The sequence below is a fragment of the Psychrosphaera sp. 1_MG-2023 genome (assembly GCF_030548245.1).
Classification (GTDB): Bacteria; Pseudomonadota; Gammaproteobacteria; order Enterobacterales; family Alteromonadaceae; genus Psychrosphaera; species Psychrosphaera algicola.
Genome location: NZ_JAUORW010000019.1, coordinates 76,467 through 96,280 on the forward strand (window position 1 = coordinate 76,467; position 19,814 = coordinate 96,280).

Sequence of the window (19,814 nt, forward strand, 5' to 3'; positions counted from 1 at the left end):
ATGCCAAATCTCACGATAAATTTAAATTGTAAAAGCACACTAATTGTCTGGTTTTTCCTTCACTACATCTAAAATCGCGGAAATCCATTCACCTATGATAGGAATAAACTCCATTTGCGATAGCAAATACACTAATGTAGATAAAACAACCGTCGCACCTAAGACACTTCCTAAACCCAAAGAAATGCCTTTTAGCAGACTAAACCACATCAATCTAGGAATTGAGTTGTAAGTATGTACTAACTTATGATTGTTAAGTTTTTCGAGTTCCGCCTGAATATTTTCAGTCTGTTTTAATAAGGCATCATAGATAGAAAGCTCAGATGTTTCGTCAGATGACGCTACATTTTGCTGTTCAGACTCGGCTTTAATAGTGGCTTCTTCCAGATCTTTTTTCGGCTCTAGATTTGATCCTAAAACGTCACTTTTTGGGTCGCTCATCGCTTCACTTTTGTGAGCAACAAGATTGTCTTCGTTTGTCATCTTCATACTTAATTTGTGACGCCTATGAATAAATAGCTAAGGGTAAATAATGGTTAATTACAAGAAACGGCTATCTTCTTTTTTGACTAGCCGCGACTGAGCAATAAAAACAGAATAACGTAAATAACCTAACAAGCAAGTTGAGTGATGACCGACTTTACCCGTCTTTAAATCACATTACTGATAAAAGTCAGACATCTGCTTCATGGCCTTAAGCGCGATATCGGTAGCTAGCTTACCGTTTTCTTTTGGCTTGCCTCGGTTATCCAAAATTTCATAGCTGCCATTTGGATAAGTAACCGTTTGCTGTTCTGATTCTTTTATCGCGTAATTAACATAGCTTCCAATTATGGTCCACGAGTCTCGTTGTTCTTCAAATAAATGAACGCCGGTACTGTAGTCAGCCCGAGAGTTGGTGACGTTAAATAAATCTTCCATTAATGTCACACTCAGATCACTGTGGCTCGTACGGTGCGTGTAATTTGCTTTGGCTTTACCGGGCCAGTGCACAAAAAATGGGACTTTGACTTGGACGTCAGTAAAGTTACTGCCATGCCCCCAGTAATTCTGCTTGTTATCATTAAATTCCTGCCCGTGATCACTGGTAAAAATGACAATGGTATTGTCTAACAACCCTGTTTCCCGTAGCTGGGTCAATACTCGATTAATTTGTTTATCCACCTGATAAACCGAGTTTTGATAAAGATTAAAATACGGCGTTGGATCAAAATCGGCATTTAGCGATAGATGATCCACCCTTTGCCAACTTGGTTCAAATCTAGACTCCGCATTTTCTGGTACGGAAAAGCCATGTACACCATCGTAAAATAACATGCCAAAAAATGGCGTTTGATTACTTGGATCTGCGGCTCTTTGCTCAACAAAGTCGAGCCAATATTCGGTAATATTTTCGTCCCGTTGCCAAGGAGAGTCTCCTGGGGTTTTTAACGTTAAATCGGTCACCTTAGAAAACACTGTGCGGTCAAAAGCCGGTTTTGTTAGCGGTGCCGCAGCAAAAATTTTAGGTTGATAGTTATGTTCTAAAAACGTATCCATCAGTACCGGCGAAACCTGGTTACTTGAAAATGCGTTCCAATACGTACCTGGTAGGCCATAAAATAAGTTAAAAATACCAGTGCGAGTAGAGTTGCCGCCACTGATATGTTGTTCAAAGCCTAACGTATTTGGCCCATTATTTAATGTCATAACCGATGGCATGTTTGTATCGTTTAACATGTCATAACGCAGGGAGTCGACGATGATCATTAAAACGTTTAGCGATTCATCATTATCTGTTGTAACAATTGGCTGTTTTGGGTAATTAAGTTCACTTGAGGTTTTAATCGACAGGTTTTGTCGCTCTGCACGAATGGACTCCGCGTCTATTAAACCAGAATTGAGTAATGTTGATTTACCCGTAAGTGGCGAAAACATTGGAATATGACGAACAAGCGCTGTCACGCTTTGGTCATACGTTGCGTCGGCAAATAAATGAATGCCGTTACTTACAAAAAAGCTCACAAAAAACGCTGATAAATAAATCCTTTTTATTCGTAACCACTGGCCACTTTGCGATACCAGATTTGCCCAGCGAGATAGCGCCACAATACCAACTAGGCAAATGACGCCAACCAAACCTGTAATCAACCAAGTAAACCAAGATAAATCGATTATCGCACTTCCGCCTTGAAGCAGCATGTCGACCACAAATCCAGAAATGTGGAAGCGATATTGAGTATAAACAAAGGTATCAGCGACCAATAGAAAGCAGCCGGCCGCAGCCAATATTAAGGTGATGACTTTTAGCACCTTGAAACCGTGGGGAACAAACTTGAGTGGAAAACTGACAAGCCAAAGAGACAAATATACCAACAAACAAATAAGCACATAATGACTAAACAGACCCGTTGAGATGAAAAGCGCTGCTTTGGCACTGGAAATTTCTGGCATAAATTCAAAAAATCGAAGTGAAATGACACACAAGATCACACTGATGAAGATAGAAAAGGCCAAAGTCCATTTTAGAAATACTGCACGGTTTGTCATAAATTGCTCATCATTAAAAATTCAGCGCAATTTTACTGTGACCGCTTCAGTATGTGAAACAAAACCTTAATAAATCATAAACAAAAATGTAACAAATCGAATACTAATCACTAAATATGAACTCCCACTAAGACCAATGGGGTCAGTGTCGCTGATTTTATAACGTCCTCTGCACTTGGTTGGAGATCCCTAATATCGCTTAGGCTCGACTCATATTACAAGCTAAAGGATGACGGTTTTCTGGGTATTTGGAATGGCGTTTTTTGTTCTGAAATCTTGAGCCAATTGAAAGGCGAATTATGAACTTCCTCTGCACTTGGTTGGAGATCCCTAATATCGCTTAGGCTCGACTCATTTTACAAGCTAGGGAATGACGTTTTTTGTTTAAAACAACGCCTTATTGCACATAAAGTTCAGGCGACTTTTTCCTTCGTCTAAATCCCCCTTAGTTGAGATTTATATCTCGAAGTGAACGGCAGGGACGCCGTTGCAAGGAATGTGCATAGGGATGTGCGTACATTCCGTCTTCGACGATAATATAAATCTTAAATAAGGATTAGGGATTTGGTCGAAAGCGGCCTTTTTGCCTACTTTTTTGGCTGTTGAAAAAAGTAAGGTCGACGCAGTCGAAATAGCCGCCCGCAGGGCAAAGAAAAGCGCAGCCCGCAAGGCGAATTATGAAATTCCTCTGCATTTGGTTGGAGATCCCTAATATCGCTTAGGCACTTTTGGGATGACGTTTTTTTCTGTTTAATTGGAATGACGTTTTTCTGTGTTTTTGGAATGACTTTTTTTCTAAAATTATGAGCATATATATTGAGAATAGCGATTGGTACAGACGTGCCGGAAAGGATTTGCGTCTGGCTTAAACAGCATCAGACGCATTCATCTTTTTATTTTACCCTTGATTGTCTTGTGCGCGAACACCTAACAAATGGCAAATGGCATACGTTAATTCACTACGGTTCAAGGTATAAAAATGGAAGTCTTTTACGCCTTCTTTAGATAATACTTTTACCTGATCCATAGCTACTGACGCGCCAACTAGGTTACGAGTTGTTGGGTCATTATCAAGACCGTCAAAGGAGTTGTGTAACCAATTAGGTACATTAACGTTAGTTAATCCGGCAAAACGCTTTAACGTTTTAAAGTTAGTTACAGGCAAGATACCCGGTACGATTTCAGCTTCGATTCCAGCGGCAACGCAACGGTCCCTAAATCGTAAATAGGTTTCTACGTCAAAGAAAAATTGCGTAATTGCTCGAGTCGCCCCAGCGTCTATTTTACGTTTTAAGTTGATCAAATCTGCTTGTGCATTGCGTGCATCTGGATGCACTTCTGGGTAAGCGGCTACTGAAATTTCAAAATCGTTTTCTTTTTTCAACAACTTAACTAAGTCTGTCGCGTACATATGCGGAACAGTAGAGTTGTCTGGCAAGTCACCACGTAACGCCACAATATGACGAACGCCGTGATCCCAATAATCTTTAGCTATTGCTTTCAACTCATCTTCATTTGCGTCTATACACGTTAAATGAGCAGCCGTTGCAAGATTTGTTTCTTTTTGAATGCGTTTTATTACATCGTGAGTACGGTCACGTGTGCCTGAACCTGCACCGTATGTAACTGATACAAACTTTGGATTAAGCGGAGTTAAACGCTCGATAGAATTCCACAATGTGGTTTCCATTTCTGCTGAATTTGGTGGGAAAAATTCAAATGAAACGTCGATCTTACCTTTAATGTCCAACAAGTTGTTGTTGATGGATTCTAGCTGTTGCGCATGATGAAAAGCCATGACGCCTCCTAATATAATTCTGTTCTTGGATTTCCTGTGCCAGATGCTGCGACAGCAATCTGCAGGATATATTTATTCAAATCTATGTTTACAGCGGTCGCGGTGACAATTGCACCTGCGCCCGGGCCTCGAATAACAAGCGGGTTATTCAAGTAAAAATCAGTTGTTAATGTGAAAACATTATCCGCTGGCGTAAGTTGGGTAAGCGCATTATCAAGTGGCAACGACACTAAACTCACCTCGCCTTCGGCTACATTGCCGTTAAAAGTGGCTTTTGCTTGATAAGCTAATTTCTGACCGACTTTTTTAGCTGCCGCGCTTTTCTCAGCCATAAACTGGTCAATCGCTTCAGCATTGTTCCAAAAGTCATTAAGGTCACCGTCTAATAAAGACTGGGGTAATAACGGCGATACTCTAATGTCTTCTAGGTTTAACGAATATCCTGCGATACGCGCCAAAATTAATAATTTGCGTTGAACGTCTGTCCCAGATAAATCGTCTCGTGGGTCAGGCTCGGTCATACCGACTTCTTTTGCTTGTTTGATTAAGTCAGTAAAACTTTGTTCACCGTCATAATAACTTAATAAGTAGGACAAGCTACCAGAAAAAACACCGGTTATGGACTGCAGTTTATCACCCGCTTGCAGTAAGTCACTTAAGCTAGACTGCACAGGTAACGCCGCGCCTACTGTGGCATTAATACCCCAAAAACACCCATTCGCTCTGAATGTATTGATCAACAATTTATGGCGTTCTGTTGATTTAGTTAAAGGGATTTTGTTAGCTGAAATAACATTCCAGCTACGTTCAGCAAATTCTAAATAACGATTTGCAACAATATCGCTGGCTGTGAGATCTAAAATAACCAAGTTTGGTAACTCTAAATCAGACAACGCACCAATCAGCTGATGTAAGTCCGCAGCTTTAGATAACTGAGCATATTGATTTAATTGTTCAATACCAAGACCATTTTTATCTAACAAATAGCGAGTCGAATTAGCAACAGCAACAATTTTAACGTTAGCAACATTTTTAAAACGAGATCTAAGCTCAGCACTACCGTCAAGCCAGACCGAGCCAACAACACCACGCCCCAATACAACAACATTAATTTCAGTAAGGTTATTTGACATTATCTACTCCCTACCACAATGCCGCGAGCGCAGGACTGAGTCGGCAAGCCGCTGAGTCTACCGAATCATCGTCTAATACTTTTTTTAAACCAGCTTTAGCAGAACGTCCCGCCGCATTTGGTGTATTTTTTTCAATGTTCGCAACGGATAAAGCCTGTATTACGTCAGCAACCAAGTCTGCTTTATCTTCTATCCCAACCGAGAAACGAACAAGTTGAGTCGTAATTCCAGCCGTTAATTGGGCTTCTTCATCCATTGCCGCATGTGTCATTGTTGACGGATGACAAACCAAACTCTCGGTGCCACCTAATGATTCCGCTAATGTGAAGAGCTGCAAATTTTTGATAAACGAATTAACGGTGTTGATATCCCCGTTTAATTCAAAACTCAACATTCCAGCATTGTAATTTTGCTGACGATTCGCTAGTTCATGATCCGGATGTGAAGGTAATCCAGGGAAATTAACGTGTTTTACCAATTCGTGCGCATCGAGCACTTCAGCAATAGACTGGGCATTTTTACTGTGTTGCTTAATTCTTAACGGCAAGGTTCTGATCCCGCGCAATATTAAATAACTGTCGAACGGAGAACCGGTAACGCCTGTATTATTTGCCCACCAAGCTAATTGCTCATGATCGTCAGCACTCGCACAAATTACAGCGCCTGATACAACGTCTGAATGACCGTTTAAATATTTTGTGCTTGAATGCACAACAATGTCGGCACCAAGTTTTAACGGCGTCTGACCAATTGGCGACAAAAACGTATTATCTACAACAGTGCGTGCGCCAACCGACTTAGCGGTCGCTGATAATTTTTTAATGTCAGTAATACGAAGTAACGGATTACTTGGGGTTTCAATCCAAACAATACTCGGTTTAATTTTTTGAATTTGTTGTTCGATATCGTCTGCATAATAGTCAAGCCAGACTAATTTGAACACACCGCGCTGAGCAAAACTGTCGAACAAACGATAGGTGCCGCCGTAACAATCCTGTGGCGCAACAATCACATCATCTTTTGACAACAGATTTAAGACTAAGTTGATTGCCGCCATGCCAGATGACGTAACCACCGACCCGACACCGTACTCAAGTTCGGTTAATGCATTTGCTAACAAGTCACGGGTAGGGTTGCCACTGCGGCTGTATTCGTAAGCCGGGCGATTGTTTAAGTCTTCAAACTTGTAGTTACTAGCCATATAAATTGGGGCAACAACTGATTGGTGATTTTTATCTGTGTTTAAACCGGTTTGCACGGCTATTGTTGCTGCTGCGAAATCTTTATTTGCTAAGTTACTCATGTTCATTCCAGACTTTTATACGTTTAGATGGCTAAACCATTCAAGATGACTAGACTATAAACTGATTAATTTTTATGTCAACAGTCTAGACGTCTAAACTTTTAGAAATCGATAATTTGACTAATTAATTTAATCCAATACAATTTGCCGGGTCTTTAACTTATATCTTTCGATTTTGCCCATAACGTCCTAATACTTCCAAAGACGAGTTCGAAGTGGCAAAAATGTTAAAAAAGAATTACTGAACATCGCAGGTGTACTATGGCTACGTGGAATGGCGAATACATTCATCCTTATGCAGAACATGGAAAAAAAGCGGAAAAGGTTAAAAAAATAACCGTCTCAATTCCGCTTAACGTTTTAAAAGTATTAACCGACGAGCGAACTCGACGCCAAGTGAATAACTTGCGGCACGCTACTAATAGCGAATTGTTATGTGAAGCATTTCTACACGCGTTTACAGGCCAACCTTTGCCGGCCGACGGTGATTTGTCGAAAGACAATCCTGAACAAATACCTGAAGAAGTGCGCAATATTTTGATAGAGATGGGAAAAGCGATCCCTGAAATCGAAGATTAGTTATTTTAGTTAGTTCGACTAAATACAACCGAAATAAAAAAAGCCATCAAATTTGCATTCGATGGCTTTTTTATTAACGTTCGTTTTTGCTATTTATATTAACGTTTGATTTTAATATGAATACGCCTGTTAGCAAAATGACTGATAAACAAGACTTTTGCCCAACAGTACCTTTGTCTTAAATACCGTAGTTTGTACGATACGCTTCCACTAAAGGTAAATAGTCAGCATAAGATGGCGTCTTAGCCAAATAAGTAATTACGTCTGCTAATGTCACGATTGATATGACTTTTGTACCAAAATCGCGTTCAACTTCTTGAATCGCAGACAATTCGCCTTTGCCTTTTTCCTGGCGATCTAAAGCAATTAACACCCCAGATAAATTAGCACCATGTTGCTGAATGATCTCCATCGATTCACGAATCGCCGTGCCCGCTGTGATCACATCATCCACTAACATGATGTCACCTTTAAGCTCAGATCCAACTAAACTTCCGCCTTCACCGTGGGTCTTTTTCTCTTTACGATTAAAGCAGTATGGCGTGTCAATATCGTGATGATCAGCCAACGCAACCGCCGTTGTAGTCGCAATTGGAATGCCTTTATAAGCAGGGCCAAACAATACGTCAAACTTGATGCCAGAGTCGACCAATGCAGCTGCATAAAAACGACCTAAACGCGCGAGATCACGACCGGTATTAAACAAACCTGCATTAAAGAAATACGGACTCGTACGGCCAGATTTTAAGGTGAATTCGCCAAACTTTAAAACTTGTTTTTCTAGTGCAAATTCAATAAATTCAATTTGATAATCTTTCATGTGGTCACCTAGTATTACTTAAGCAATCGCTTTTTTCTGTTCATCGATAAGTTCGCCAATCGCATTTTTAGCTAAAGCTAACATTTCTTGCATTTCGTCAAACGTAAATGGTTCTTCTTCTGCCGTGCCTTGTACTTCGATTAAACGACCGTCTTCGGTCATTATCACATTCATGTCAGTATCAGCCTCAGAATCTTCAAGGTATTCTAAATCGGCAATTGGCGTGCCTTTATAAACACCAACTGAGATAGCCGCAATAAGGTGTTTAAGCGGATTCGTTTTAATGATGTTTTCTTTACGCATATAGTTAATTGCATCAACTAACGCCACACAAGCACCTGTAATTGACGCAGTACGTGTTCCGCCATCAGCTTGGATAACATCGCAATCAACGGTAATGGTATTTTCGCCTAGCGCCGTTAAATCGACAGCGGCACGAAGTGAACGAGCGATGAGACGTTGAATTTCCATTGTACGGCCAGACTGTTTGCCACGCGCAGCTTCACGGTTGTTACGAGTATGAGTCGAACGCGGTAACATACCGTATTCCGCCGTTACCCAACCTTTACCTTTACCTTTCATAAAACGCGGTACGCCCACTTCAACGGTCGCATTACATAATACTTTTGTATCGCCAATCTCAATTAAAACTGAACCTTCAGCGTGTGCTGTAAAGTTACGTGTGATGGTGACTGGTCGAATTTGAGAAGTTGTTCTGCCGCTTGGACGCATGTTAATACCCTATTAAATTTCTTGAAAACGTAATATACCAACAAAAGGTGTATACCTAAATTACGTTTGTAAATTGTTTATATAAAAAAGGGCAACGATACGTTGCCCTTAGATTAACCTAGATGGTTAAATTATTTTTCTGAACGACGTCCACGATGGCCTTCACCACCGCCACTGCGTCCGCCGTCACGACCACGACCACGTCCGCCACGGTCATCTCTACCGCGTCCGCCGTCACGACCGCCACCGCCTTCACGACGACCAACACCTTCACCACCACGAGGGTCAACTTTAAGGTCAATCGTTTGATTACGGATCTTAGTTTGCTTCAACTTCTGTTGTACGTCAGCTGGCATTTCTGCTGGTAACTCAACAATTGAAAAGTTAGGAGCAAGTTTGATGTTGCCGATGAAACGAGAGCTAATGTTCGCTTCGTTTGCAATTGCACCAACGATATCTTTTGGTGATACGCCATGCTCACGACCAACTTCGATACGGTAAGCTTGCATCTTCATACCTGGATCACGTCCACGTCCGCCATCACGGCCGCCTCTGTCACCACGGTCATTGCGATCACGAGGACCACGATCGTTACGGTCACGAGGACCTCTGTCACCACGATCATCGCCGTTGTTGTGACCAGGCATACCTTTACCAGTAACCTGTAGAGGCGCTTCTTGTTGCGCTAAGTACGTTAACGCACCTGCAACTTCAGCAACATCCATTTGATGCTCTTCAGCATACTCAATCGCTAATTTTTGGAAGAATTCTAATTCTTGAGAACCCAATGCATCTGAGATCTTTTCTTTAAACGAAGAAACACGTAATTGGGTCACTTCTTCATTTGAAGGCGCTTCATAAGGTAAAATCGTTTGCTTGGTTTCGCGTTCAATCGTTTTCAATAAACGACGTTCACGTGGCGCTGCAAACAAGATTGCATTACCTTTACGTCCCGCACGACCCGTGCGGCCAACACGGTGAACATAAGACTCAACATCATATGGTAAATCGTAGTTAATAACGTGACTAACACGTTCAACGTCGATACCACGAGCAGCAACGTCTGTTGCGATGATGATATCTAAGCGACCTGATTTTAAAGATTCGATACATTGTTCACGATGCGACTGGTTCATATCACCATTAAGTGCCGCTGCCGCATAACCTCTTGCCGACAATTTATCCGCAAGTTCGCTGGTGCTAATACGTGTTTTAACAAAGATGATCATACCGTCGAATTGGATCAATTCTAAAATACGAGTCAATACGTCAAGCTTTTGGTTGTTATTAACAATCCAATATTGCTGCGTAATGTTTGAGTGGCTCGCCGTTTTAGGCTTAATGCGCACTTCTTTAGGATTTTTTAAGTAGTTTTTAGTTACTTTTAAGATCTGTGCTGGCATCGTTGCTGAGAACAAAGCAATTTGTGCTTGTTTAGGAACATGCTCCATGATCCATTCAACATCGTCGATGAAACCCATACGCAACATTTCATCAGCTTCGTCCAAAATGACCATTTTCAGGTTAGACAAGTCTAATGTTTCACGACGCATATGGTCCATAACACGGCCAGGAGTACCAACTACTACATGCACACCACGTTTTAAAGAACGTAATTGCGTACGGAAGTCTTGACCACCATAAATAGGTAATACATGGAAACCTGATAATTTTTCAGCGTATGTTGAAAATGCTTCAGCAACTTGAATTGCTAATTCACGCGTTGGTGTTAATACCAAAACCTGTGGTGAATTAATTTTTGCATCTAATTTACATAATGCTGGTAATGCAAACGCGGCTGTTTTACCAGTACCTGTTTGCGCAATACCTAAAACGTCATCGCCGTTTAAGATATGAGGAATACATTCTGCTTGAATTGGTGAAGGTGTTTCATAACCAACACTGTGAACGGCGTCTAATACTTCAGGGCTTAAACCTAAATCAGCGAATTTTAATTCTGTTGCTTCAGCAACTACGGCTGCATTTGGTTGGGGTGTTACATTTTCTGTCATTGTTTACTCACATTTCGACCCCAACTTCACGCACTATTCCGTCATCACTCTACCTACACACGCGTCTTATACACGTTCACAATTCGAGCTTAGCCTGATATGGGGATATATATCAAAGGGCGCGCATTGTACACGTTTTTATAACCTTTAGCGAGCCTTAATGTATAAAAAAGCATCAAATTAAAGTAATTACTTAAATAAAGTTTCGATAACACCTGCGCGTGCCGAAAATTATAGTCGAAAAATTGTACATCGTTATAAAATCACAAATTAATTTTTATCTCAGTCACCTCCACCCAAATTAAATTTGCAATCAAAGTATTAGGATTAGATTCAAACCTAAAAAACAAATAATTAGCGTATTAAATCCTAAAACTGCCACAAACTAAAAGTGAAGCGCTAGGTATAGTTTTAGATCCAAAAAACAAATTTTCCGTGTGTTAACTCCTCCGATGTTTATAATAGACGCAATTGTAAAATAAAATGTTAGGAACGACCGTGATCCAAAGTATGACCGCTTATGCCCGTAACGAAGTTAAAGGCGATTGGGGCAACGCCGTTTGGGAAATACGTTCGGTAAATCAACGTTATCTCGAAACGTATATTCGCTTACCAGAGCAATTCCGTTCGATGGAAACCATTATACGTGAACGTCTGCGCAAACAGTTACAACGTGGCAAAGTTGAAGTATTTTTAAAATACACCGCTAATGCCTCGGCAGTTGCTAAATTGTCATTAAACGAAACCTTAGCGCAACAACTTATCGACAGTGCAAACTGGGTAAATAAAGCCGCTGGTGCTGGCGAGTTAAATCCAGTGGACATATTAAAATGGCCAGGCGTTATGGAAGCTGAAGAAACCGACATGGACTCAGTGCAAAAAGACGTTATCGGTGGCTTTGACCAACTTGTTAAAGACTTCAAAGAAGCCCGCGGCAGTGAAGGCGCAAACTTAAAACAAATGATCGACTCTCGTCTTGAGATCATTGTTGAACAAGTCGCTATCGTAAAACAACACATGCCTGAAATCATGGCGTGGCAAAAAGAACGCATAGTTGCCAAACTCGAAGACGCAAAAGTTGAAATCGACGCCGCTCGCCTCGAACAAGAACTGATTTATATGGCACAAAAAACCGACGTCGCCGAAGAACTCGACCGCCTTGAAAGCCACGTAACTGAAACGCAAAAGATCATGAAAAAAGGCGGTGCATGTGGCCGCAGACTCGACTTTATGATGCAAGAGTTCAACCGCGAATCAAATACCCTAGCCTCAAAATCAATCAACGCCGACATCACTAAAGCCGCTGTTGAGTTAAAGGTTCTTATTGAGCAAATGAGGGAGCAAATTCAGAATATTGAATAGGACTTATTCAGTAATATTTTCAACATTCCAACTATTAGGTTTTCCCTAATAGTTGGAATATACAGCTATACTTTCCAGCTTAAAATCATACCTTATAAAACTGGTGATTAATTGGGTTACTAACTCATAAACCAGAGACATTTTTATCGCTTAACTTAATAGTCTAATAAGGTATTTTTATAGTAGTCTACAAACCTAAGTCGTAGGTATAGACTGAGATAATATTTTTGTAATCTCTGGTAAATAATATCCTGCTAAACATTTATATTACTTGAATTAATTAGTTTTTTAATTCGAACATTACAGTTACTATTTTAGTGCTAATTAATAGTAAAGCGAAAAAGAATATCGAAAAAATGCAATAGAGAAAATTGAGGTAAATCAAATGGCACTGAGTAACAGTCAAGTAACAAGATTAGGAGATAGGCTCCGTGGCAGTTCAATTACTAATGACGACTTAGCGTTACTTGATAAATTTCGTCAAACTTTTAGTGAGGTTGATGAAAAAGCATATGCCATCATTCAAAAAGTACTCGAAAATACTTCTGATTGGACAGCAACCAAACGTAAGCGCAAAACACAACAATCAATTGTTGATAAACTGTGTAGGCTACCCCAACTACGTTTACCTCAAATGCAAGATATCGCAGGATGTCGCATAGTATTAAAATCAGGCACTAAACAAGCCAGTGAATTAAACAATTTTCTGATTACCGCTTTTACACAACAAGACTGGCAAGTAGAAGGTAAAGAAAGAGACAATGACGGTTATCGGGCTATTCATATTATTGCTAAATTAGGTAAACAATTTTATGAGATTCAATTACGAACCTATGCTCAAGATATTTGGGCAAACTTAGTCGAAACTATGTCTGATGAAAAAAATACCTTAAAATATGGCGGCAATGAGCAAGAGCAAACAATAATGAATAAACTAAAGCAACTCTCAGAGTCGTTTGTTACCATTGATTCAGAAGCTCACAATCACTCTATTGAGCAATATCAACAACGAATAGAGGCAGCGATTCGCCATGTATTATCTGATTGAACATAATCGCACCACTAAAACGACAGAATGCGATGAATATAATAACTATATTGATGCTCAAAATGCTTGTTTACTAAAAGAGCAACAGTTTCTTACAGCTAATAAACATGAGATGGAAGTCGTCGTATTTGAAGCTAATAGCCTAGCCGATTTAAAACAAACACACAGTCGTTATTTTGTAAAAAAAGACAGTGACGGCACTGGCACTGGCACGCTAGTGGCTGTGGGGTTAGTTGGTCTGGCTGCTTTTTTATTGAGTAGGAAATAGTAAAAAGGCGGTGCATGTGGCCGCAGACTGGACTTTATGATGCAAGAGTTCAACCGCGAATCAAATACCCTAGCCTCAAAATCAATCAACGCCGACATCACTAAAGCCGCTGTTGAGTTAAAGGTTCTTATAGAGCAGATGAGGGAGCAGATCCAGAATATTGAATAATATTCTATAGAGTCCAAACACCTTCTCCAAAGCCCAGTCATACTGGGCTTTTTTGTTTTTAGCGTTCAGATTAATTTGTATTGTAACCAGTAGACTTACGTCTATCACCGTACTGCTTTGTCTCTTATTTAGCGAAATAGCTTAACCTCCCTACCAAATCCGCAACTGTATCTAAGTTAGAACTAAACTAATTTACAAAGCTTTTACAGAGCATATGCAAGAGGACTCGCTTTGGTTAACGCAAAAACAAATTGCAGATCTATTTGAGCGTTCAAATAAAACAATTAGTGAACATATCAATAATATTTACGATGAAGGTGAGTTAGACCCCACTTCAACTATCCGGAAATTCCGGACAGTTGCCCTAGAAGGCGCAAGGGAAGTAAAAAGGCTGTTAGATCATTACAATTTAGAGGCGGTACTTTCTGATGGTTACAGAGTTCGTTCGTCACGAGGTACACAGTTTAGGCAGTGGGCTAATCAAGTACTAAAAGAGTTTTTAATTAAAGGGTTCGCTATGGATGACGAACGCCTTAAAAACCCCGATAAAGATCTGAGTTCAGACTATTTTGATGAATTACTTGAACGCTTTCGCGATATACGTGATTTCTCGAGAATGGTCGTCGGCATTGCCCATACACTGGGTAAATGCAAAGACTCCAGTGGGAAGGCATCATCACGCTGAAAATAAGATTTACCGTAACGAAACTTGCCTACATTGGCGACTGGGTCTAGCTCGACAATGGCACAAATTACAGGCTTACCTTCTAGTCCATCAATAAACACATACGCACCAGAAGTCATTTGGCAGTTCCTTTTCAACTTTAGATGTACTGCGTTGCGGATTGTTTTTAACTAACTCATATCGCTGTTCAACGGTGTCTAAAATTGGATCTAGTAAATCTAGGTGTTCTAAAACCGAGAACAAGGTATCAACATTTACGCCTTTACCCAGCTCTAAACGGCTAATGGTATTTTTACTCGCACCAGTCCGAAGCGCTAATTCATGTTGATCCATGCTCGTTGCTCGGGTTTGTTTAATGAGTTGCCCAAGTAATACTTTTGTATGCTCTACCTTATCCATAAAACACCATAAATTAGTAATTAAGATCTAATAACCAAATCAAAGTGAATTAACTAGAAACTAAAAATAAAAACCCAAATTTTGTCAATTAACACCTAAATACCAATATTTGGTTATTTAAAATCAAAGGTGAACGTTTGGGAGCACAAAGACTGAAGTTCAACTTTTCTGGAAATGGCTTTTCCATTGTCATATCGTTTTGGATTGATGATCACAAATCCCCAGAATTGCAAAAAGCGGACAATAAATCGCGATTCAATTAAGTTACCAAGCTGTTGTTCACGAGTTCGGTATTCACTTTCATGGACAAGCGATAACAGAGCTGGAAACGCGCAGCTTACTTCATCCACTAATTTATCTATGCTGCAATGCACTGTTAGTCGCCACAGCATGAATAACCAAAACGTTCTTAAATCAACGTCGTCTTGCCAACTGTCGAAATAACCCCAATTATATTTACGTAACGCAGCTTCTAACATTGGCCGAAATAAACCAGCTATACCTTGCTTTTGATACACCTTTTGCATGTCTTTCTTAACATGCAAGTAACCACTTCTGGCATAAATAATCCCAGCTAATGCCGCTAAGATCCGGGTATAGTGCAAAGCGTTAAATTTATCTTCATTACTGCCACAATACTCGCTAATACTAGGCACCGTTTCATATTGAGCTATTGCAAATTGAGGTAATAAGTCACTGGCTTGTTTCACCAACTTAGCCGGCAAGTTGCCTTTACTGGTTGTTTTAATTTTACCGCCATTAGCCATAGCGTGGTCGATGATTAATGTTAAATAAGACATTACCGGACTGTTTGATAAGGAGCAGGAAGGAGTATTAATTGTTATTCCTTCTAATTCCGAAAGTGGCGCATATAACCAATTCGTCATTTGCATGGGTGATAGTCCGCAGAATTCAGCATTAGGTCGCTGGTTTATCTTCTCCATCTTATGATTAACAACCACATTCAATTCATCTAGAGATAAATTTGGGTTGAATGCAGTTACCTGTTCAATTACTTCCTGCAATTCAATCTGTTGCTGTTGAATTTTAGCCATACAACAACGTTTATATTTATTGCCACTACCACATGGGCAAGGATCATTTCGACCAATTTTCATTTCTAATTACTCAATTCAATTTATGCAGCGTTAGGTGATCTTGACACTTCTAGCAGCAAATAAAAAACCACTTAAAATATAAAATTTAGACCTGTCATGCTATTAAACAAGGTTACCAAAATTACCATAAGTTAATTATATTTTACTTATAATTAAAGACTATGGTTGTGTGCCCCAAAAGTTAACTAAAATTGACTTTTGACTGCACTGCGACTAAGTTAACTACAAAAGTAAATTATAGTTAACTTATATGAATCAAAAATCAACCAAACAAACATTAGGTCGAGTTGTTAAGGGTACTGAGATGCCGGACTTAACCCGTGACTTTTCACCTGAACAACTAGCAAAAGCTATTACGGCCAAGCGTACAGCAATGAAACTTAAATTGGTTGATGTTGCTGAGGCGTTAGCTATTTCTAAACCAACGTTGGTGAAAATAGAAAAAGGCGATATCAATGTTAAGTTAAGCAACATTCTTAAAGTAATGGAATACTTAGGTTTAACGTTCAGTATTATCTCTGACAACCTAACCCAAAATCATACTGAAGGTACCAGCGATGACGAATGGTATTAGTTCAATCAACCAGAACATAAATACATTAGATGTATATATTGGCGGCCAGAAGAAAGTGGCTACCATTACACTCCCTGTTGGTTCGGAGACTGAAATAGCCTTTACGTATGAACCAAGATGGATAGCTGACGGCTTTGCTATTTCACCTCACTTGCCATTAACGGGTGACTTTGAGCATAAAGCCGTGCGTAATTTCTTGCAGAATTTATTACCTGAAGGCCAGGGATTTAAAGAACTGACCAGCAACACTACCATTTCTAAAAACAACACTTTTGGTTTGATTAAAGCAATAGGTGCAGAAACATCCGGAGCACTGTCATTTAAAACAGAAGTGTCCAATACAGATTCAAATTCCATTGGCAGCTCTTTTCGTGAAGTCACAGAACAAGAATTAAATGACAAATTAACGCGCTTTAAAAGCCATGGCGAGTCCATCACCTTTTGGGATGGAAAAACCCGAATTTCTGTAGCGGGTGTACAAGACAAACTCACCTTACTAGAAATTGATGGAAAGTTAGGTTTTGGTGAGGGCGATTTATGTTCAAATAAAATCGTTAAGTTTGAAACTGGCAAAGCCCCTTTCATTGCAGTGAACGAACTATTCACTATGCTACTAGCTGGACAAGCTGGCTTGTCTGTTCCCTATGTTGAACTAAGACGTTATGGCGGCGTGAGAGCCTATGTAATTGACCGTTTTGACAGACGATTAACACCAGATAAAAGTAAAGTGCTAAGACGTCATATGATTGATGGCTGCCAAGCAACTAACTTACCGCCATCATACAAATATGAACGACAACATGGTGATGAAGGCGATGGTATCTATATAAGAGACGGCGTCAGCTTCGCTAAACTATTTGCTCTCAATACAGTCAACAATGAGGCTTATCATAGCCAACTCATAAGGTGGATGACGTTTAATATTCTAGCGAGAAATTATGATGCCCATGGCAAAAACATTAGCTTCTTTGTTGGTAAAAAAGGGTTAGAGCTCACACCGTTTTATGACCTAGTTAATGTTGAAGCCATCATAAGAGAAATCCAACAACAGCAAGTAGAGGATGCACCTAGCCGAGCAAACAGCATTTCCCAATACTACGCTATGTCGATTGGCAGTTATGAAATGGGCAGCGCCGGAAATTTCAATAACCCGATTACCGCATATATGTTGGCTGATTTTGCCAATGAATTTGGTATCTCACGCCCACGATTACAATTAATAATGGGACAAACCATAACCTCTGTAATAAACGGATTAGAAAGTGCAAAACAACAAGCGCTGCAACAAGGTTTGTCAAATAGTGAAATTCAACATATCGATTTATGTACAAGCATAATCAATGAAGCGGCTATGGAATTGCGGCAAGAGATTGAGCAATTGCCAGCAATGGGGGATTTGGTTTAGCTATCCATTAAATAAATGTACACCACAAAGCAAATACAAAATATATTACTATTACCCATAGCACTTAGCCTGGTATGATTGCGTCTCTTCAAATTAAGTGTAAGTAAGATAATAAATGAATGCTGATGACATACTAGTAATCGATCTATTCGCAGGTCCTGGTGGGCTTGGGGAAGGAATATCGTCTGTTGTCGATAAAGAAGGAAATTGTCCTTTTAAAATTGCTGTATCTGTAGAAAAAGAACCATCAGCTCATAAAACGCTTACAACTCGTTCCTTTTTTAGAAAAATAAAAACAAATTCTATCGCACGAAATGATTATTATTCATACGTACGAGGGCAATTAACTCGTGATGAACTATTTAATAAATATCCTGAACAATCCAAAGTGGCTAAAGAAGAAACTTTAGAAAAACCTATGGCTTTGGGTGACGATAACGAAATAATTCATGCTCGCATTCAACAGCTAGTTAAAGATCATAAAGGCCCTAAAGTTGTTATTGGTGGCCCTCCTTGCCAAGCTTATTCATTAGCTGGGCGCTCACGAAATGCTGGCATCCAAGACTACAAAGCTGAAAAAGATCATAGAAATTTTTTGTACATGGAATACTTAAAGGTTTTGTCTATTGCTCAACCAGATGTGTTTGTAATGGAGAATGTTAGGGGAATTTTGTCTGCAAAGTTAAACGGAAAAGTAATGTTTCCACAAATTCTTAAGGATTTAAGGAACCCAGGTCGTGTAACTAAAGTTAACAACGTGCCTAATTATAAGATCTATTCACTTGTAGTGGATGCTGAAAAACCTAATAACCCACAGTATAAAGATTCTTCAGATTTTCTTATTCGGGCTGAACAGTATGGTATCCCCCAAGCTCGTCACCGAGTTATTTTAATTGGTGTAAGACAAGATATTAAAGCTATACCTTCAATAATTGAACCTTCTCAAAGCACTATAAATGTTGAAAGTATTCTTAGTGACTTACCACCGTTAAGAAGTGGTTTTTCTAAAAAAACAGATGATGAAAAAACTTGGGCTGAAACCATATCTAAACATGCGAAAAAGCTTACAAAAATCTTTTCCAAAGATAATGAAAATTTAACCAGTCAAAACTTAGATTTAGAGCCAATTAAAAACCTTACACGAAGTAGTACTCAACATAGCAACATAACAAAGACTAAAATCCCACAACCTTTAAAAGACTGGTTAATAGATGAAAATTTAGGGTGTGTTTTAAACCATGAAACCCGTGGACATATGGAAGCCGACTTATTACGTTATGCATTTTGTGCTGCATATGCTCAATTAAACTATGGTATTTCACCAAAATCTCGAGATTTTCCTACATCATTAGCTCCAGCGCATAAAAACTGGAAAACAGGCACCCATGCTGACAGATTTCGTGTTCAATCTGCCACTAAATACGCGACGACAGTAACTAGCCACATATCAAAAGATGGTCATTATTTTATACATTATGATCCTAAGCAGTGTCGAAGTTTAACCGTGCGTGAAGCAGCCCGATTACAGACATTTCCAGACAACTACTTCTTTGAAGGAAATAGAACACAACAATATGTCCAAGTTGGGAATGCTGTACCACCATTTTTGGCACAGCATATAGGTACTGTTGTAATGGAGTTACTATTAAAATGATTTCATGCTGTTTAATAAAACCTTACAGAAATGGAATATAAATAGTAAATTCTCACTTTAAAAATTTGACTTAAAATCACACTTAAATATCTGTTATGCAATTGATTTTTAAAGTGTACTTATTTAAAACGTGCACCTATCCAAAACTTTGTAAACGTCCGGCCAACCTCACCTAGCAGAACGGTTTTTAGTCATTGAAAATATCACCTGACCTTAACTCAGGAGAT

The 19,814-nt window shown here is 39.5% G+C and carries 18 protein-coding genes and 1 pseudogene; 9 read left to right on the forward strand and 10 right to left on the reverse strand.

Features of this window, described 5'->3' with window-relative positions; translation table 11 throughout:
• Nucleotides 1-39: 39 nt before the first annotated feature.
• The 5 genes from Q4575_RS16560 to metB form a co-directional block, all read right to left on the reverse strand.
• Nucleotides 40-483, reverse strand: a complete 444-nt coding sequence (locus Q4575_RS16560) for a DUF5665 domain-containing protein (protein WP_303523553.1) — start codon at nt 481-483, stop codon at nt 40-42.
• 177 nt (nt 484-660) lie between these two features.
• On the reverse strand, nt 661-2,529 hold the full coding sequence (locus Q4575_RS16565; protein WP_303523554.1) for a DUF3413 domain-containing protein: 1,869 nt from the start codon (nt 2,527-2,529) through the stop codon (nt 661-663).
• Nucleotides 2,530-3,427: 898 nt separating this feature from the next.
• Nucleotides 3,428-4,327 carry a methylenetetrahydrofolate reductase gene (metF, locus tag Q4575_RS16570; RefSeq protein ID WP_215962453.1) on the reverse strand — a complete coding sequence of 300 codons (900 nt, stop codon included), beginning with the start codon at nt 4,325-4,327 and terminating at the stop codon, nt 3,428-3,430.
• Between the two features lie 8 nt (nt 4,328-4,335).
• Complete coding sequence (locus Q4575_RS16575; protein ID WP_215962454.1) at nt 4,336-5,460, reverse strand: aspartate kinase; 1,125 nt, start codon at nt 5,458-5,460, stop codon at nt 4,336-4,338.
• Nucleotides 5,461-5,470: 10 nt separating this feature from the next.
• Entirely contained in the window at nt 5,471-6,763 is a 1,293-nt protein-coding gene (gene metB / locus Q4575_RS16580; protein WP_303523555.1) for a cystathionine gamma-synthase, read from the reverse strand.
• 261 nt (nt 6,764-7,024) lie between these two features.
• Here metB and metJ point away from each other — a divergent pair, with 261 nt between their 5' ends.
• Nucleotides 7,025-7,342, forward strand: a complete 318-nt coding sequence (metJ, locus tag Q4575_RS16585) for a met regulon transcriptional regulator MetJ (protein ID WP_215962456.1) — start codon at nt 7,025-7,027, stop codon at nt 7,340-7,342.
• A 178-nt stretch (nt 7,343-7,520) separates the two neighbouring features.
• Here the strand turns inward: metJ and pyrE are convergent, their stop codons facing one another.
• From pyrE to Q4575_RS16600, 3 genes are all read right to left on the reverse strand, one after another.
• Nucleotides 7,521-8,162: an orotate phosphoribosyltransferase gene (gene pyrE, locus Q4575_RS16590; RefSeq protein WP_215962457.1), complete on the reverse strand. Its 642-nt coding sequence runs from the start codon at nt 8,160-8,162 to the stop codon at nt 7,521-7,523.
• An 18-nt stretch (nt 8,163-8,180) separates the two neighbouring features.
• Complete coding sequence (gene rph / locus Q4575_RS16595) at nt 8,181-8,894, reverse strand: ribonuclease PH (protein ID WP_215962458.1); 714 nt, start codon at nt 8,892-8,894, stop codon at nt 8,181-8,183.
• Nucleotides 8,895-9,025: 131 nt separating this feature from the next.
• Nucleotides 9,026-10,906: a DEAD/DEAH box helicase gene (locus Q4575_RS16600; RefSeq protein WP_215962459.1), complete on the reverse strand. Its 1,881-nt coding sequence runs from the start codon at nt 10,904-10,906 to the stop codon at nt 9,026-9,028.
• A 498-nt stretch (nt 10,907-11,404) separates the two neighbouring features.
• Here Q4575_RS16600 and Q4575_RS16605 point away from each other — a divergent pair, with 498 nt between their 5' ends.
• From Q4575_RS16605 to rhuM, 5 genes and pseudogenes are all read left to right on the forward strand, one after another.
• Nucleotides 11,405-12,268, forward strand: a complete 864-nt coding sequence (locus tag Q4575_RS16605; protein WP_215962460.1) for a YicC/YloC family endoribonuclease — start codon at nt 11,405-11,407, stop codon at nt 12,266-12,268.
• Nucleotides 12,269-12,653: 385 nt separating this feature from the next.
• A complete protein-coding gene (locus tag Q4575_RS16610; RefSeq protein ID WP_303523556.1) occupies nt 12,654-13,316 on the forward strand; it encodes a hypothetical protein in 663 nt (220 codons plus the stop codon).
• Nucleotides 13,300-13,584 (forward strand): hypothetical protein, encoded by a 285-nt coding sequence (locus Q4575_RS16615; RefSeq protein ID WP_303523557.1) that lies wholly within the window; start codon nt 13,300-13,302, stop codon nt 13,582-13,584. Before Q4575_RS16610 ends, Q4575_RS16615 begins: the two co-directional genes overlap by 17 nt.
• 3 nt (nt 13,585-13,587) lie before the next feature.
• Nucleotides 13,588-13,752 (forward strand): annotated as a pseudogene (locus tag Q4575_RS16620) (DUF1732 domain-containing protein); the annotation flags it as partial.
• 214 nt (nt 13,753-13,966) lie between these two features.
• Nucleotides 13,967-14,437: a virulence RhuM family protein gene (gene rhuM, locus Q4575_RS16625; protein ID WP_303523558.1), complete on the forward strand. Its 471-nt coding sequence runs from the start codon at nt 13,967-13,969 to the stop codon at nt 14,435-14,437.
• A 90-nt stretch (nt 14,438-14,527) separates the two neighbouring features.
• Here rhuM and Q4575_RS16630 read toward each other — a convergent pair whose 3' ends face one another.
• Together Q4575_RS16630 and Q4575_RS16635 are read right to left on the reverse strand one after the other, a co-directional pair.
• Nucleotides 14,528-14,836 (reverse strand): helix-turn-helix domain-containing protein, encoded by a 309-nt coding sequence (locus Q4575_RS16630; RefSeq protein ID WP_303523559.1) that lies wholly within the window; start codon nt 14,834-14,836, stop codon nt 14,528-14,530.
• 113 nt (nt 14,837-14,949) lie between these two features.
• Complete coding sequence (locus tag Q4575_RS16635; RefSeq protein ID WP_303523560.1) at nt 14,950-15,954, reverse strand: YecA family protein; 1,005 nt, start codon at nt 15,952-15,954, stop codon at nt 14,950-14,952.
• A 250-nt stretch (nt 15,955-16,204) separates the two neighbouring features.
• Between Q4575_RS16635 and Q4575_RS16640 the strand changes: the two genes are divergently transcribed.
• From Q4575_RS16640 to Q4575_RS16650, 3 genes are all read left to right on the forward strand, one after another.
• Nucleotides 16,205-16,528: a helix-turn-helix domain-containing protein gene (locus Q4575_RS16640; protein ID WP_303523561.1), complete on the forward strand. Its 324-nt coding sequence runs from the start codon at nt 16,205-16,207 to the stop codon at nt 16,526-16,528.
• On the forward strand, nt 16,512-17,933 hold the full coding sequence (locus Q4575_RS16645) for a HipA domain-containing protein (RefSeq protein ID WP_303523562.1): 1,422 nt from the start codon (nt 16,512-16,514) through the stop codon (nt 17,931-17,933). The genes Q4575_RS16640 and Q4575_RS16645 overlap by 17 nt, the downstream gene beginning before the upstream one ends.
• A gap of 115 nt (nt 17,934-18,048) precedes the next feature.
• A complete protein-coding gene (locus Q4575_RS16650; protein WP_303523563.1) occupies nt 18,049-19,587 on the forward strand; it encodes a DNA cytosine methyltransferase in 1,539 nt (512 codons plus the stop codon).
• The last annotated feature ends 227 nt before the right edge of the window (nt 19,588-19,814 follow it).